We start from the raw sequence: 14,767 nt of genomic DNA on the forward strand, positions 1-14,767 counted from the left end.
GCGGCCCGGGCTCCCTAGCCCGGGCCCGCACAACAGCACATTGGGCGCCGCACGGCCCAAGCGCGGGTCAATGGCCGGGAGGACGCTTTACTCGGGTGTCAAAAGCGGTCAGTCTGAACCATCGGCGCGCCGGGTGATCCCCTCGGGCCGCGCTGTCACATCATTGTCGTCATAAACGTTCAGATGATGCGTCGACCAATTTATTTCGAGAGGTGCCTCATGACCCTATCCAGCAAATTCGCGATGTCGCGGCGTCAATTTCTGGCCACCACCACGGCCGGCGTCGCCATGGTTTCCCTGCACCCGTTCTCCGCCGCCGCCGCAAGCAACCAGGCGCATCTGCGGATCATGGAAACGACCGACATTCACGTTCACGTCTTTCCCTATGACTACTACGCCGACAAGCCGCGCGATACGGTGGGCCTGTCGCGCGCGGCCTCGATCATCAACGAGATCCGGGCCGAGGCCACCAACGCGATGCTGGTCGACAATGGCGACTTTCTTCAGGGCAACCCGATGGGCGACTACATCGCTTACGAGCGTGGCATGAACGACGGCGACACCCACCCGATCATCAACGCGTTCAACACGTTGGGCTATGATGCCGCGACGCTGGGCAACCACGAGTTCAACTATGGCCTGAGCTTTCTGGAAAAATCGCTGGCCGGGGCGCAGTTCCCGATCGTGCTGGCCAATATTGCCAAGGAACAGGGCGCCAACCCGCGCGCGGACAAGACGCTGGTGCAGCCCTATGTCATCCTTGATCGCGAGATCGAGCTGGGCGATGGCAGCAAGCAGCCGATCCGCATCGGCGTCATCGGCTTCACCCCGCCGCAGATCATGAACTGGGACCGCCGCCACCTGGAAGGCAACGTGCAGGCCCGCGACATCGTCGAAACCGCCAAGGCCTATGTGCCCGAGATGAAAGAGCAAGGCTGCGATCTGATCCTGGCCCTGTCGCATTCGGGCATCGGCGCGGCCGATCACGCGGACGGGATGGAGAACGCCTCGGTCCCGCTGGCCGGGGTCGATGGCATCGACGCACTGGTGACTGGGCACAACCACCTGGTCTTCCCCTCGCCCACCTTTGCCGACCGCGCGGGCGTTGACGTGGACAAGGGCACGCTGATGGGCAAGCCGGCCGTCATGGGCGGGTTCTGGGGGTCGCATCTGGGCGTGCTCGACCTGCTGCTGGAACGCGACGGCAACGAATGGCGCGTGGTCACCACCACCTCCGAGGCGCGACCGATCTCGAAGCGCAACGAAGACCGCTCGATCACCGCGCTGGTCGAGGACGACCCCAAGGTGCTGGCCTCGGTCGCGCAGGACCACGAGGAAACGCTGGCCTATGTGCGCCGCGCGGTGGGCAAGACCTCGGCCCCGCTGCACAGCTATTTCGCGCTGGTGGCCGATGATCCGTCGGTCCAGATCGTGTCGATCGCGCAGAAATGGTATGTTGAGGAGATGCTGAAAGGCACCGAGCACGAGGGTCTGCCGATCCTGTCGGCCGCGGCGCCGTTCAAGGCCGGTGGCCGGGGTGGCCCGGAATACTATACCGACGTGCCGGTGGGCGATGTGGCGATCAAGAACGTGGCCGACCTGTATCTCTATCCCAACACCGTGCGCGCGGTGCGGGTGAACGGCGCGCAACTGCGCGGCTGGCTGGAGCGTTCGGCCGGGATGTTCAACCAGATCGAGCCGGGCGCCAAGGATGCGCTGCTGCTGAACCCCGAATTCCCGTCCTACAATTTCGACGTGATCGACGGTGTGACCTATCAGATCGACCTGTCTCAGCCCTCGCGCTTTGGCCCGAAGGGCGAAGAGGTCAACCCTGATGCGGCGCGCATCGTGAACCTGCAGTTCAACGGTGCCCCGGTGACCGACGACATGGAGTTCATCATCGCCACCAACAACTACCGCGCTTCGGGCGGCGGATCGTTCCCGGGCGCGATGGGCGACACCATCGTGTTCGAGGCCCCCGACACCAACCGCGACGTGATCGTGCGCTATATCGTCGAGCAAGGCACGATCGACCCCAAGGCCGACGGCAACTGGTCCTTCGCACCGCTGGGCGACACCACGGTTCTGTTCGAAACTGGTCCCAAGGCGCGCGATTACATCAGCGACGTCAAAGGTTTGGCGCTGGAAGACGCAGGCGACGGGGCCGACGGTTTCGCGGCCTTCCGCATCACGCTCTGACCGGCGACAGACACCGGATCGGGCGGCCAATCTGGCCGCCCTTTTCTCTTGGTTTGTGGCTGAAGGCCGGATTATCACACGCATTGGCGGGATGCTTATTTTTCAGGCGATAGGGGAAAAAATGCTCAGAAATAGGGCGAACGAGTTTTCTCAACCAATTGCCTCTGCCGCGCTGCACTGACACCAGGAAAAGGCTGTGGTGCTTTCGCATCCGACAGTCCTTTTGCCCGGAGCTTCCGATAACCTCTTTGTCCGCAATAACTCCCGCGCAAGCGATCGCCGCGCCTCCCCGTGCTGTTGGGCGGGGTGTTGTGTCCGTGGTTGGCCGCGCTGGCCGGACCGAGTTGCAGGACCTGCGCCAGCAAGGGTCGCTGAAGCTGCTGTTTCCTCGGCGTGATGGCTCGGACATGCAGGCCGTTCTGGTCAATACCGCCGGCGGCGTCACCGGCGGAGACAGTTTTGACCTTTCCGCCACCGCTCAGCCAGATGCACATCTGACCCTGACCACGCAGGCCGCCGAGCGCGCCTATCGCGCGTCCGGAGTAACCCCGGGCCGGATTAGGACGCATCTGACCGTGGCGGCAGGCGGCCAGTTGAACTGGCTGCCGCAGGAGACGATCCTTTTCGATGGTTGCTCGATCGACCGCTGCCTGCGCGCCGATCTGGCCCCTGATGCCGGCCTGCTGCTGGTGGAGTCGCTGATCTTCGGACGCGCCGCAATGGGCGAGCGGATTACTGCGGCCCACTTCCAAGACCGCATCGAAATCTGGCGTGCGGGCCGGCTGGCGCATCTGGAAGCGCTGCGCCTGATCGGTGATCTGGCGGCGGAAATGGCCCGGCCGGGCGTTGGCGACGGCGCGGGCGCGCTCAGCAGCCTGATACTGATCCGCTCGGATGCCGCTGCGCATCTGGACCCGATCCGAGCAGTCTTGCCTGACACCGGCGGCGTCAGCCTTGTGGGTGACGACATGCTGTTGATGCGCCTGCTGGCGCCCGACGGTTTCGCGCTGCGCCAGACCCTTGTGCCGATCCTGAACCGGCTGACCCGCAATTCCCTGCCAAGACCCTGGATGATCTGACATGCAACTCTCGCCGCGCGAAAAAGACAAACTGCTGATCGCCATGGCCGCCGAGGTGGCGCGCAAGCGCCTGGCCCGGGGCGTGCGCCTGAACTACCCCGAGGCCATCGCGCTGATCACCGATGCCGTGGTCGAGGGCGCCCGCGACGGCCGCTCGGTCGCTGACATGATGGAGGCCGGCGCGCAGGTCATCACCCGCGACCAGTGCATGGACGGCATCCCCGAGATGATCCACGAGGTGCAGGTCGAGGCGACGTTCCCCGACGGCACCAAGCTGGTCACCGTCCACAACCCCATCCGCTGAAGGAGATGACGATGAAACACCTGGCTTCCCTGCCCTTCGCCCTGATGGCCGCGCCCGCGATGGCGCATGAAGGGCCGCATTTACACCCGCATGACTCGGGCACCTGGCTGGTGCTGGTCCTGCTGCTGGCGATCGGCGGCGTCGCGATCTGGCTGAAGGCGCGCAAATGATCCCCGGAGAGGTCATCCCCGCCCCCGGCGAGATCGAGCTGAACGCGGGCGCGGCTGCAATCACCCTGATGGTGGCCAATACCGGTGACCGCCCCGTGCAGGTGGGCTCGCACTATCATTTCGCCGAAACCAATCCGGCGCTGGATTTCGACCGGGCCGCCGCCCACGGCATGCGGCTGGACATCGCCGCCGGAACCGCCGTGCGGTTTGAGCCCGGCCAAAGGCGCGAGGTGCAGCTGATCCCGATCGCCGGCGCGCGGCGCGTCTTCGGGTTCAACGGCGCAGTCATGGGAGACCTCTGATGCCAGCCCGGATCAAACGTTCCGACTATGCCGCCATGTACGGCCCTACCACGGGCGACAAGGTTCGGCTGGCCGATACTGACCTGATCATTGAGGTCGAGCGCGACCTGACCACCTATGGCGAAGAGGTCAAGTTCGGCGGCGGCAAAGTGATCCGCGATGGCATGGGCCAGTCTCAGGCCACCCGCGCCGAAGGGGCGGTGGACACCGTCATCACCAATGCGTTGATCGTAGACTGGACGGGCATCTACAAGGCGGATGTGGGCCTCAAGGATGGGCGCATCGCCAAGATCGGCAAGGCGGGCAACCCCGACACGCAGCCCGGCGTCGATATCATCGTCGGCCCCGGCACCGAGGCCATCGCGGGCGAGGGCCGCATCCTGACCGCTGGCGGGTTCGACAGCCACATCCATTTCATCTGCCCGCAACAGATCGAGGATGCGCTGCATTCCGGCCTGACGACCATGCTGGGCGGCGGCACCGGCCCGGCGCATGGCACGCTGGCCACCACCTGCACGCCCGGCCCCTGGCATATCGGGCGCATGCTGCAGGCGGCCGATGCCTTTCCGATGAACCTGGCCTTTGCGGGCAAGGGCAACGCCTCGCAACCGGCGGCTCTGCGCGAACAGGTCCTGGCCGGGGCCTGCGCCCTGAAACTGCACGAGGACTGGGGCACCACCCCGGCGGCCATCGATTGCTGCCTGTCGGTGGCCGACGAGATGGACGTGCAGGTGATGATCCACACCGACACGCTGAACGAAAGCGGCTTTGTCGAAAACACCGTGGCCGCCATGAAGGGCCGCACGATCCACGCCTTCCATACCGAGGGCGCGGGCGGCGGCCACGCCCCCGACATCATCAAGATCTGCGGCGAGGCGCATGTGCTGCCCTCCTCGACCAACCCGACCCGGCCTTTCACCGTGAACACGGTCGAAGAGCATCTGGACATGCTGATGGTCTGCCATCATCTCGACAAATCCATCCCCGAGGACGTGGCCTTTGCCGAAAGCCGCATCCGGCGCGAGACCATCGCGGCCGAGGACATTCTGCACGACATGGGCGCCTTCAGCATCATCGCCTCCGACAGCCAGGCGATGGGCCGCGTGGGAGAAGTGCTGATCCGCACCTGGCAGACCGCCGACAAGATGAAGAAACAACGCGGGCGCCTGCCGGAGGAAACAGGCGAAAACGACAATTTCCGCGTGCGCCGTTATATCGCGAAATACACGATCAACCCGGCCATTGCGCACGGGCTTGGCACCCATATCGGCAGCATCGAGGAGGGCAAACGCGCCGATCTGGTGCTGTGGAGCCCCGCTTTTTTCGGCGTGAAGCCCGAGATGGTGCTGTTGGGCGGCACCATCGCCTGTGCGCAGATGGGCGACCCGAACGCCTCGATCCCCACGCCGCAGCCGGTCTATTCCCGGCCGATGTGGGGGGCCTATGGCCGCTCGGTCGAACAGAGCGCGGCGACCTTCGTATCGGAAGCCGCGCAGGAGGACGGCATCGCCGCGCGTCTTGGCCTGGCCAAGCAGACCGTAGCCGTGCGCAACACACGCGCGATCGGCAAGCGCGACCTGCGGCTGAACGATGCCCTGCCCGAGATCGAGGTGAACCCCGAAACCTACGAGGTGCGCGCCGACGGCGAATTGCTGACTTGCCAGCCCGCCGAAACCCTGCCCATGGCGCAACGCTATTTCCTGTTCTGAGAAGGGACGCCCTGATGCTTGCCACATCACAGAAAATCCGCCGCAACGGGCAGTGGGACGAAACCCATGGCACCGTGACGCTAAACTATGAAGACCGCTTTCTGCGCCGCCGGATGCTGCGCACCGCACAGAATGAAGAGTTCCTGGTGGATCTGTCGCAGACGACCTCGCTGGACGGGGGGGATGCGTTCGAACTGGCCGATGGCCGCCTGATCGAGGTGGTCGCCGCCGAAGAGGATCTGTTCGCCGTCACTGGCCCCGATCTGACCCGGCTGGCCTGGCATATCGGCAACCGTCACACTCCCTGCCAGATCGAGCCCGCCCGCCTGATGATCCGCCGCGACCATGTGATCCGCGACATGCTGCTGAAGCTTGGCGCGACGGTCCAGGACATCCGCGCACCCTTCAGCCCCGAAGGCGGCGCCTATGGGCACGGACGGACGCATGGCCACAGCCACTGACCTTGATCTGCTGACGCTGACGCAATGGCTGTCACCCGCCTTCCCGGTGGGGGCTTTTGCCTATTCGCATGGGCTGGAACGACTGGTTCAAACGGGCGCGGTGCACGATGCGGCCAGCCTGCGGGACTGGCTGCAGGACGTGCTGGAACACGGTGCCGGATGGTCGGATGCCCTGTTTCTGACCGCCGCTTGGCGCGCCAAATCCGAGCTGGCCTTGATCGAACTTGACGATATGGCCCGCGCCTTCGCCGGCCCCTTCGAGCGCAGGTTCGAGACCGCGCAACAGGGCGCGGCCTTCTGCGGTGTGACGGCTGCGGTCTGGGGCATCGAACTGGCGGATCTGACCTACCCCGTTGCCGTCGGCTGCGCCGCGCGCCACGCCGATTTGCCGGTGGAGCCAACCGCGCGGCTGTATCTGCATGCGTTCATCAGCAATCTTGTTTCGGCCGCGCAGCGGCTGATGCCCCTGGGCCAGACCGCTGCGCAAGGGGTGGTCCGAGACATGGCGCCCTTGTGCGCAATTCAGGCGCACGCGGCAGTGGAGGCCGATCTGTCGGCCCTGTCCGGCACCGCCTTTCTGGCCGAGATCGCGGCCATGCGACATGAAACCCAACAGCCAAGGATTTTCCGCACATGAGCAGCATGAACGGCCCTCTGCGGGTGGGAATCGGCGGTCCGGTCGGTGCGGGCAAGACCAGCCTGACCGCCGCCCTCGCCCGCGCGCTGCGCGATACTCACTCGATCGGGGTGATCACCAATGACATCTACACCCAGGAAGACGCCGAGGCGCTGATGCGCATGCAGATCCTGCCGCAGGACCGGGTGATCGGCGTGGAAACCGGAGGCTGCCCGCATACGGCGATCCGAGAGGATGCCTCGATCAATCTGGCCGCCGTGGCCGAGATGGTACGCCGTCACCCCGAGGTCGAGATCGTTCTGATCGAATCCGGCGGTGACAACCTGTCGGCCACCTTCAGCCCGGAACTGGCGGATGTGACGATCTACGTGATCGACGTGGCCGCGGGCGAAGAGATCCCCCGCAAGGGCGGCCCCGCGATCACCCGGTCGGACATCCTGATCATCAACAAGATTGATCTTGCCCCGCATGTCGGAGCGGACCTGTCGGTGATGCAGCGCGATGCGGCCCGGATGCGCGGCGATCGTCCTTTCGTATTCACCAACCTGCGGAGCGGCAGCGGAACAAGTGAAATCATCGATCTGTTGGACAAGATTGCCGGCATCGACGCCGGAAGGCGTGCAACGGCGTAAGACCCACAACACGACTATGGGCGTTTCCGGTTCCAGACTTTGGAGCCTTGCGCCTGCAAGGCAATCCGATGTAACCGGACTCGACCACCGACGCAGTCCTTGCGATAGCCCGGTGCGAGAAAGTTGCAGCCGGGCCGATCCTTCTTGGGGCCGCCCCATCACCTGAGGACCGCCGGTGAGCCCATTCGTCGTCGCGATCATTCTGTCGGCTGCCATCCTGCACGCCGTCTGGAACGCCATCGTCAAAACCGCGGGCGACCGGACGACGACGCTGGGCCTTGTGGCCTTCGGGCATGTGATCCCGGCCAGCGTCATGATCCTTGTCCTGCCCTTTCCGGGCGGCGACAGCTTTGTTTACATCCTTTTGTCCACCGTGGTGCATTTCGGATATTACTTCATGTTGGGCAAAGCCTATCAGCATGGCGACCTCAGCGTGGTCTACCCGATCGCACGAGGCATCGTTCCGGCGTTGGTGGCGCTTTGGGCCTATCTGTTGCTGGATGAGGTTCTGCCCCTGCAAGCCTGGATCGGCATCGGCCTTATCGCGTTCGGCATCCAACTCAGCAGTTGGAGCTCGCTTCGGCAAGGCGTCGGCGGCGCGGCGCTGGGGTTTGCGATGGGTACCGGACTTTGCATCTCGGTTTATTCGGTTGTGGACGGCATCGGGGTGCGGCTGTCTGGAAACACGCTCAGCTATTGGGCTTGGGGTGCGTTTCTGCACCTGTTCATTGCCGGATTCGTGGGCCTGCGAAGGCGGCAGGTTCTGACACAGCTTCCGGCGCGCACCTGGGCGATCGGCATTCTGGGCGGCTTCGTGTCGATGCTGGCCTATGGGCTGGTGCTCTATGCCAAGAATTTCGCGCCGCTGGGGGCGGTCTCGGCGTTGCGGGAAACATCGGTGATTTTTGCGGCCCTGATCGGGTTTGTCTTTCTGCACGAAGGCTATTGGGTGCGCAGGCTGGGGGCTGCCATTCTGATGGCGGGCGGTGTGGCGCTGGTTGGACTGTCGGGCTGAGCCAGTCCGTCAAGTGCCGTAACGCGCCATGAACATGTCAACGGCGTTGGTGGCCACTTCGTCGATTTCCTCGTCCGAGAACCGGGTTTGGATCCCCAAAGCCGCCAGCGTCCACAGGCGCACCTTGCACAATTCCGAGAACTGCTCGGCGGCAAAATGCACGTCGTCAATCGCCAGCTCACCTTTGGCCACGGCTTTTTCCAGATACTCGGCCATCTGGCGCTGACCGTTGGCGGGGCCGGCTTCGTAGAACGCCTTGCCCAATTCCGGGAACCTGTCACGCTCGGCCACGCAGATGCGGAACACCTGTTGCGCAAAATCCGAAACCAGAAACCGAGTCAGATGGGTTGCCGTGATCATCAACGCCTCGCGTACCGGCTTGGTTTCGTCGATCATGGCCAGCACGTTTTCCGCCATGCGGCAACACTCGGTCTGCGCCACTTCGGAAAACAGAAGTCGTTTGTCTGGGAAATAGCTGTAGAGCGTCGCCTTCGACACACCCGCCGCGCGCGCGATGTCATCGACGCTGGCGCCTTCGAACCCATCCGCCATGAAAACCTCTCGGGCGCCGTTCAGAACCTGGTCGAATTTCCGTCCGGTACGCACGATGGTTGCGGCTTGGGTCATGGTGTCTCCTTGGCTGGGTGCTGCGACAAATCTATAAACCAGTCAGTTCAGTTTCAACGGTTTTCAATTCGGCTTGAAAGTTCCGTTACGCAGCGTAGATTAGAATAATTCTAAAACGAGGGTGGCTATGCGGTTTTTCACTCAGCGCAAACACTTCAGGGATCTGACCGAGCAGGAAGTTATCGCACTTGCGATTTCGTCCGAGGAAGATGACGCGCGGATCTATAGGTCATATGCCGAAATGCTACGCCCCGACTATCCGGCGACGGCCAAAATCTTCGATGGCATGGCTGCCGAGGAAGACGAGCACCGCCGTCGCCTGATCGCTCTGCACGAGGATCGGTTCGGCCCGGTGATCCCTCTGATTCGGCGCGAGCATGTCGCCGGTTACTACGCCCGCCGTCCGATCTGGCTGGTCGAGAATCTTGGAATCGAGCGAATCCGCGAAGAAGCCGAGATGATGGAGCGCGACGCGGAGCGCTTCTATCTGGCGGCTGCCGGTCGCACGACCGATGCAGCAACACGCAAACTTCTGGGCGACCTGGCTGCGGCCGAAGCAGGGCATCAAGCCGCGGCCGCCGAATTGGAAGAAGCTCACTTGGATCACGATGAAAAAGAAGCCGAAAAAGTGATTTCGCACCGGCAATTCATCTTGACCTGGGTCCAGCCGGGATTGGCCGGGCTGATGGATGGGTCGGTGTCGACCTTGGCGCCGATCTTCGCGACGGCCTTTGCCACGCACGACCCTTGGACGACCTTTCTTGTGGGCCTTGCAGCGTCTGTGGGCGCGGGCATTTCCATGGGCTTCACCGAAGCGGCATCGGACGATGGCGAGCTGTCGGGCCGTGGATCACCGGTCAAGCGGGGTTTGGCGTCCGGCGTGATGACAACGGTCGGCGGATTGGGCCATGCCCTGCCCTATTTGATCCCGGAATTCTGGACGGCCACGATCATTGCATTCATCGTGGTGTTTTTCGAATTGTGGGCGATCGCGTGGATTCAGAACCGCTATATGGAAACTCCGTTCTTCCGTGCCGCTTTTCAGGTCGTTTTGGGCGGAGCGCTGGTGCTGGCAGCCGGGATATTGATCGGCAGCGGGTGATGACCCTGCTTGCGATGTGGTAATTCTATGTTACCAATCTGCGCATGGTCGATATCTTTCTGCGCACCCTGCCCTTCTTTGCGATCATCGGCCTGGGATACTGGGCCGGGCGCAGCCGGTTCTTCACCGAAGACGCCACGGCCTATCTGACCAAGTTCGTGTTCTATTTCGCGTTGTCGGCGATGCTGTTCCGCTTTGCCGCCACGCTGCCCTTTGCCGAGATCTTCAACGCGCGGCTGATGCTGGGCTATCTGATCGGCACGGCGGGCGTATACGCGCTGGCCACGTTGGTCGCCTATCTGCGCGGGCTCGACATCCCCACCGCCGCGGTCGAGGCGCAATGCGCCGCCATCGGAAATGTGGGCTTTTTGGGTCTGCCAATGTTGGCCCTGCTGTTTTCCGAAGCCGCAATCGGGCCGGTCATGCTGGTTCTGACGGTCGATCTGGTGGTGTTTTCCTCTCTGATCGTGATCCTGATCAACGGCGGGCGGGATGGAAAGCTGACAGTTGGGACGCTGCGGCTCATCGGAGTCGGGCTGCTGAAAAACCCCATGATCGTCTCGATCTCGGCCGGGTTGATCTGGTCGGCCCTGCAGATGCCGGTGCCTGACCCGTTGAACGATTTTCTGACCATTCTGGGCGGCGCCGCCACGCCGGGCGCGCTGTTCGCCATCGGCGCCTCGCTGGCCAGCAAATCGGCCGAGCGGGTTCAGATCGCGCTGTGGCTCAGCTTTTGCAAACTGGCCGTGCACCCGACCTGTGTGGCCGTGGTGCTGCTGTGGCTGCTGCCGACTGATCCTTTTGCCGCGGCGGTGGCGATCTCCGCCGCCGCCCTGCCAGTGGCCGGCAATGTCTATATGCTGGCGGCCCACTATGGGGTGGCGCCGCACCGGGCATCTGCCGCCATTCTGCTGTCGACCATTGTCAGCATTCTGACCGTGCCGGTGGTCATAGCGTGGGTTGCCGCATTCTGACGCGGCGACTTCAAAATGCGTGCGAACATTGGTGCCCGGACTTTACGCCGGGGCCTTCGCCCGTTAGCCATGGCACGAACCCAACGTAAGGATGATGCCAGATGGAAACCCTTTCCGAAAACGCCTGTTTCGGTGGCGTGCAGGGCGTGTACCGCCACGCCTCGACGGCGTGCCAGTGCGACATGACCTTTGGCCTGTTCCTGCCGGCCGAGGCCAAGGACGGCCCGGTTCCGGTCCTTTGGTATCTGTCGGGCCTGACCTGCACCCATGAAAACGCGATGGTCAAAGCGGGCGCGCAGGGCTGGGCCGCCGAACAAGGCATCGCACTGGTCTTCCCCGACACCTCGCCGCGCGGCGAAGGGGTCGCCGATCACGAGGATTACGACCTAGGCCAGGGTGCCGGGTTCTATGTGAACGCCACTCAGGCCCCCTGGGCGCCGCATTTCAACATGTGGGACTATGTGGCTGACGAGCTGCCCGCGCTGCTGGTTGAAAACTTCGCCATCGACGGCGACCGGCAGGCCATCACCGGCCATTCGATGGGCGGCCACGGGGCGCTGACGCTGGCGATGAACCTGCCGGGCCGGTTCCGCTCGGTCTCGGCCTTTGCGCCGATCTCGAACCCGACGGCCAGCGACTGGGGCCGCAAGCAGCTGAGTGCCTATCTGGGCGATGACCCGACCGCCTGGGCCAAACATGACGCGACTCTGATGATGAAGGAAAAGGGCTTTGACGGCCCGATCCTGGTCGACACCGGCACCAACGACCAGTTCATCGACCTGCTGCGCCCCGAGGCCTTGGCACAGGCCATCGCCGAGCGCCGTCAACAGGCCACGAACCGGTTGCAGCCCGGCTATGACCATTCCTACTTTTTCGTGTCCACCTTCATGGAGGACCACGTCACCTTCCACGCCGAAGCCCTGTACGGAGACTGAGGGATGAGCAAATACGACTATGACCTGATCATCATCGGCTCGGGCCCATCGGGCCGCGCGGCGGCGATTCAGGCGGGCAAGCTGAAACGCAAGGTTCTGGTGGTTGACCGCCGTGACCGGTTGGGCGGCGTATCGGTGCACACGGGCACGATCCCGTCGAAGACACTCCGCGAAACGGTGCTGAACCTGTCGGGCTGGCGCGAGCGCAGCTTTTACGGCCGTTCGTACCGGGTCAAGGACCAGATACGCGCCGAAGACCTCAAGGCCCGGCTGCACATGACGCTGGACTATGAGGTTGACGTGCTGGAACATCAGTTCAACCGCAACCACGTTGAAACCATGGACGGCGTAGCCCGTTTTGTCGGCCCGCACGAGATCGAGGTCACAGCCGATGCGGGCGACACCACCCGCCTGACGGCCGCGAAATTCCTGATCTCGACCGGGACCAAAACCTATCGCCCCGATTACGTGCCCTTCAACGGCAAGACCATCGTCGACGGCGACGAGTTCCTGGAAATGGCCGAGATCCCGCGCTCGCTCTGCGTGATCGGCGCGGGCGTGATCGGGGTGGAATACGCCACGATGTTCTCGGCGCTGGATGTGCGGGTGACGCTGATCGAGCCGCGCGAGACCTTTCTGGATTTCATCGACAAGACCCTGATCCAGGAATTCACCCACCAGATCCGCGAAAACGGGGTGGACCTGCGGCTGGGCTCGGCCGTGGAAAAGATCGAGGACGCCGGCAAGCATGTCGAAATCACCATGTCAAACGGCCGCCATGTCCGGGCCGAGATGCTGCTGTTCGCGGCGGGCCGCATGGGCAACACCTCGGCGCTGAATCTGGGTGCGGTTGGGATCGAAACCGACCACCGCAACCGCATTTCGGTGGACCGCAAGACCTATCAGACCTCGGTGCCGCATATCTATGCCACCGGCGACGTGATCGGGCATCCATCGCTGGCCTCGACGTCGATGCAGCAGGGCCGCGTGGCCGCCTGCCACGCGCTCGAGACCCCCACCCTGCCCGAAAGCCCTTGGTTCCCTTATGGCATCTACTCGGTGCCCGAAATCTCGACCTGCGGCATGTCCGAGGAAGAGCTGCAGGAACGTGGTATTCCCTACGAGGTAGGGGTGGCCCGGTTCCGCGAGACGTCGCGCGGGCATATCATGGGGCTCGAGCATGGGATGCTGAAGATGCTGTTCTCGCTGAAAACCCGCCGGGTGCTGGGCGTGCAGATCGTCGGCGAAGGCGCGACCGAGCTGATCCACATCGCCCAGGCGGTGCTGAACCTGAAGGGCACGGTGGACTATTTCGTGCAGAACACCTTCAACTATCCGACCCTGGCCGAGGCCTACAAGATCGCCGGGCTCGACGCCTTCAACCGGATGCCGATCCCGGACGAGTTCAAGGTGCGCAAATCCGATGCGCCCGAGCCAGCGAAGTTGGCGCCCAAGAAGGCCAAGCAGGCGTGACGACCCTGTATGTCGATGGCGACGCCTGCCCGGTGAAGGCCGAGGCCGAACGCGTCGCCACACGGCACAAGGTGCCGATGGTGGTGGTCGCAAATGGCGGGCTGCGCCCCTCGGCCAACCCGCTGGTTCAGATCGTGACCGTTGCGCAAGGCGCGGACGAGGCCGACAAGTGGATCGCCGAGCGGAGTGGCCCGGGCGACATTGTCATCACCTCGGACATCCCGTTGGCCGCCAAATGCGTCGAGACCGGCGCGCGCGTGCTGCGTCCCAACGGTGAAGCCTTCACCGCCGCAAATATCGGCCAGCAACTGGCGATGCGCGATCTGATGGCGGATCTGCGCGCCGCCAACCCGCTGGGTGCCGGGGGCGGTGGCAAACCGTTCTCAAAGGCCGACCGGTCGCGGTTTCTGGACGCGCTCGAGCGTGAGATGCGCGCCGCCTTGCGCGGCTGAGATTGGCCTTGCATCACGCCCGGCGGGTTGGTTCAGTCGGCCCCGAACGCAACACAAGCGAACAGGAAATCCCATGCCCGTAGAAGCGGTTGTTTTTGACATCGGCAACGTTCTGATCGAATGGCAGCCCGAGCGGTATTATGACCGCATGATCGGCGAGGACCGTCGCCGAGCCATGTTCTCGGCCGTCGACCTGCACGGCATGAACGACTTGGTCGATCAGGGGCATCACTTCACCGAAACGATCTATGCCTGGGCCGAAAAATACCCCGAATGGCGCAATGAGATCCGCATGTGGCACGACAACTGGATCGAACTGGCCGCGCCCGAGATTCCGCATTCGGTCCGGCTGCAGCGCGCGCTGCGGGCCAAGGGCGTGCCGGTCTTTGCGCTGACCAATTTCGGGGTGCAGAATTTTGACTATGCCACCACCGTCTATCCGTTCCTGAACGAGTTCGACCGGCACTATGTTTCGGGGCGGATGAAGATGGTGAAACCGCATGCCCCGATCTACCAGATGGTCGAACAGGATTGCGGCCTGCCACCCGAGACGCTTCTGTTCACTGACGACCGGATCGACAACATCGAAACCGCCCGTGCGCGTGGATGGCAGACCCACCATTTCGACGGCCCGCAGGGCTGGGCCGAAAGGCTGGTGGCCGAAGGTCTGCTCTCCCCCGACGAGGCCGCCTGATC

General features: G+C 63.6%; 17 protein-coding genes. 16 read left to right on the forward strand and 1 reads right to left on the reverse strand.

The window, feature by feature from the left end; translation table 11 throughout:
* The first annotated feature begins 219 nt into the window (after positions 1-219).
* From AC2FML_RS13200 to AC2FML_RS13245, 10 genes are all read left to right on the forward strand, one after another.
* Positions 220-2,199 carry a bifunctional 2',3'-cyclic-nucleotide 2'-phosphodiesterase/3'-nucleotidase gene (locus tag AC2FML_RS13200; RefSeq protein WP_496783509.1) on the forward strand — a complete coding sequence of 660 codons (1,980 nt, stop codon included), beginning with the start codon at positions 220-222 and terminating at the stop codon, positions 2,197-2,199.
* 317 nt (positions 2,200-2,516) lie between these two features.
* Positions 2,517-3,278 carry an urease accessory protein UreD gene (locus AC2FML_RS13205; protein WP_170407665.1) on the forward strand — a complete coding sequence of 254 codons (762 nt, stop codon included), beginning with the start codon at positions 2,517-2,519 and terminating at the stop codon, positions 3,276-3,278.
* A gap of 1 nt (position 3,279) precedes the next feature.
* The gene (locus AC2FML_RS13210) at positions 3,280-3,582 is read left to right on the forward strand and encodes an urease subunit gamma (protein ID WP_005976933.1); all 303 of its coding nucleotides are present in this window, start codon (positions 3,280-3,282) and stop codon (positions 3,580-3,582) included.
* An 11-nt stretch (positions 3,583-3,593) separates the two neighbouring features.
* Positions 3,594-3,752, forward strand: coding sequence for a hypothetical protein (locus tag AC2FML_RS13215; protein WP_496783511.1), 159 nt, complete (start codon positions 3,594-3,596; stop codon positions 3,750-3,752).
* The gene (locus AC2FML_RS13220) at positions 3,749-4,054 is read left to right on the forward strand and encodes an urease subunit beta (protein ID WP_170391510.1); all 306 of its coding nucleotides are present in this window, start codon (positions 3,749-3,751) and stop codon (positions 4,052-4,054) included. Before AC2FML_RS13215 ends, AC2FML_RS13220 begins: the two co-directional genes overlap by 4 nt.
* The gene (ureC, locus tag AC2FML_RS13225) at positions 4,054-5,763 is read left to right on the forward strand and encodes an urease subunit alpha (protein WP_170369299.1); all 1,710 of its coding nucleotides are present in this window, start codon (positions 4,054-4,056) and stop codon (positions 5,761-5,763) included. The genes AC2FML_RS13220 and ureC overlap by 1 nt, the downstream gene beginning before the upstream one ends.
* 14 nt (positions 5,764-5,777) lie before the next feature.
* Positions 5,778-6,224 (forward strand): urease accessory protein UreE, encoded by a 447-nt coding sequence (locus tag AC2FML_RS13230; RefSeq protein WP_170359485.1) that lies wholly within the window; start codon positions 5,778-5,780, stop codon positions 6,222-6,224.
* On the forward strand, positions 6,208-6,861 hold the full coding sequence (locus AC2FML_RS13235) for an urease accessory protein UreF (protein ID WP_496783513.1): 654 nt from the start codon (positions 6,208-6,210) through the stop codon (positions 6,859-6,861). Before AC2FML_RS13230 ends, AC2FML_RS13235 begins: the two co-directional genes overlap by 17 nt.
* Positions 6,858-7,493, forward strand: coding sequence for an urease accessory protein UreG (gene ureG, locus AC2FML_RS13240; RefSeq protein WP_170359481.1), 636 nt, complete (start codon positions 6,858-6,860; stop codon positions 7,491-7,493). The genes AC2FML_RS13235 and ureG overlap by 4 nt, the downstream gene beginning before the upstream one ends.
* Positions 7,494-7,668: 175 nt before the next feature.
* Positions 7,669-8,508, forward strand: coding sequence for an EamA family transporter (locus AC2FML_RS13245; RefSeq protein WP_496783515.1), 840 nt, complete (start codon positions 7,669-7,671; stop codon positions 8,506-8,508).
* 9 nt (positions 8,509-8,517) lie between these two features.
* Here AC2FML_RS13245 and AC2FML_RS13250 read toward each other — a convergent pair whose 3' ends face one another.
* The gene (locus tag AC2FML_RS13250) at positions 8,518-9,135 is read right to left on the reverse strand and encodes a TetR/AcrR family transcriptional regulator (protein WP_170435732.1); all 618 of its coding nucleotides are present in this window, start codon (positions 9,133-9,135) and stop codon (positions 8,518-8,520) included.
* 127 nt (positions 9,136-9,262) lie between these two features.
* Here AC2FML_RS13250 and mbfA point away from each other — a divergent pair, with 127 nt between their 5' ends.
* The 6 genes from mbfA to AC2FML_RS13280 all read left to right on the forward strand — a co-directional run bounded on the left by mbfA (position 9,263) and on the right by AC2FML_RS13280 (position 14,765).
* Complete coding sequence (gene mbfA, locus AC2FML_RS13255; RefSeq protein WP_170365821.1) at positions 9,263-10,237, forward strand: iron exporter MbfA; 975 nt, start codon at positions 9,263-9,265, stop codon at positions 10,235-10,237.
* Between the two features lie 44 nt (positions 10,238-10,281).
* Positions 10,282-11,211 carry an AEC family transporter gene (locus AC2FML_RS13260; RefSeq protein ID WP_170365823.1) on the forward strand — a complete coding sequence of 310 codons (930 nt, stop codon included), beginning with the start codon at positions 10,282-10,284 and terminating at the stop codon, positions 11,209-11,211.
* A 101-nt stretch (positions 11,212-11,312) separates the two neighbouring features.
* The gene (gene fghA, locus AC2FML_RS13265; protein ID WP_496783517.1) at positions 11,313-12,146 is read left to right on the forward strand and encodes an S-formylglutathione hydrolase; all 834 of its coding nucleotides are present in this window, start codon (positions 11,313-11,315) and stop codon (positions 12,144-12,146) included.
* A gap of 3 nt (positions 12,147-12,149) precedes the next feature.
* Positions 12,150-13,619 (forward strand): Si-specific NAD(P)(+) transhydrogenase, encoded by a 1,470-nt coding sequence (gene sthA, locus AC2FML_RS13270; protein WP_093963338.1) that lies wholly within the window; start codon positions 12,150-12,152, stop codon positions 13,617-13,619.
* Positions 13,616-14,071 (forward strand): YaiI/YqxD family protein, encoded by a 456-nt coding sequence (locus tag AC2FML_RS13275; protein ID WP_480637934.1) that lies wholly within the window; start codon positions 13,616-13,618, stop codon positions 14,069-14,071. Before sthA ends, AC2FML_RS13275 begins: the two co-directional genes overlap by 4 nt.
* A 73-nt stretch (positions 14,072-14,144) precedes the next feature.
* Complete coding sequence (locus tag AC2FML_RS13280) at positions 14,145-14,765, forward strand: HAD family hydrolase (protein ID WP_260066484.1); 621 nt, start codon at positions 14,145-14,147, stop codon at positions 14,763-14,765.
* Positions 14,766-14,767: the final 2 nt, after the last annotated feature.

The organism is Ruegeria sp. BHSC029 (assembly GCF_059613085.1).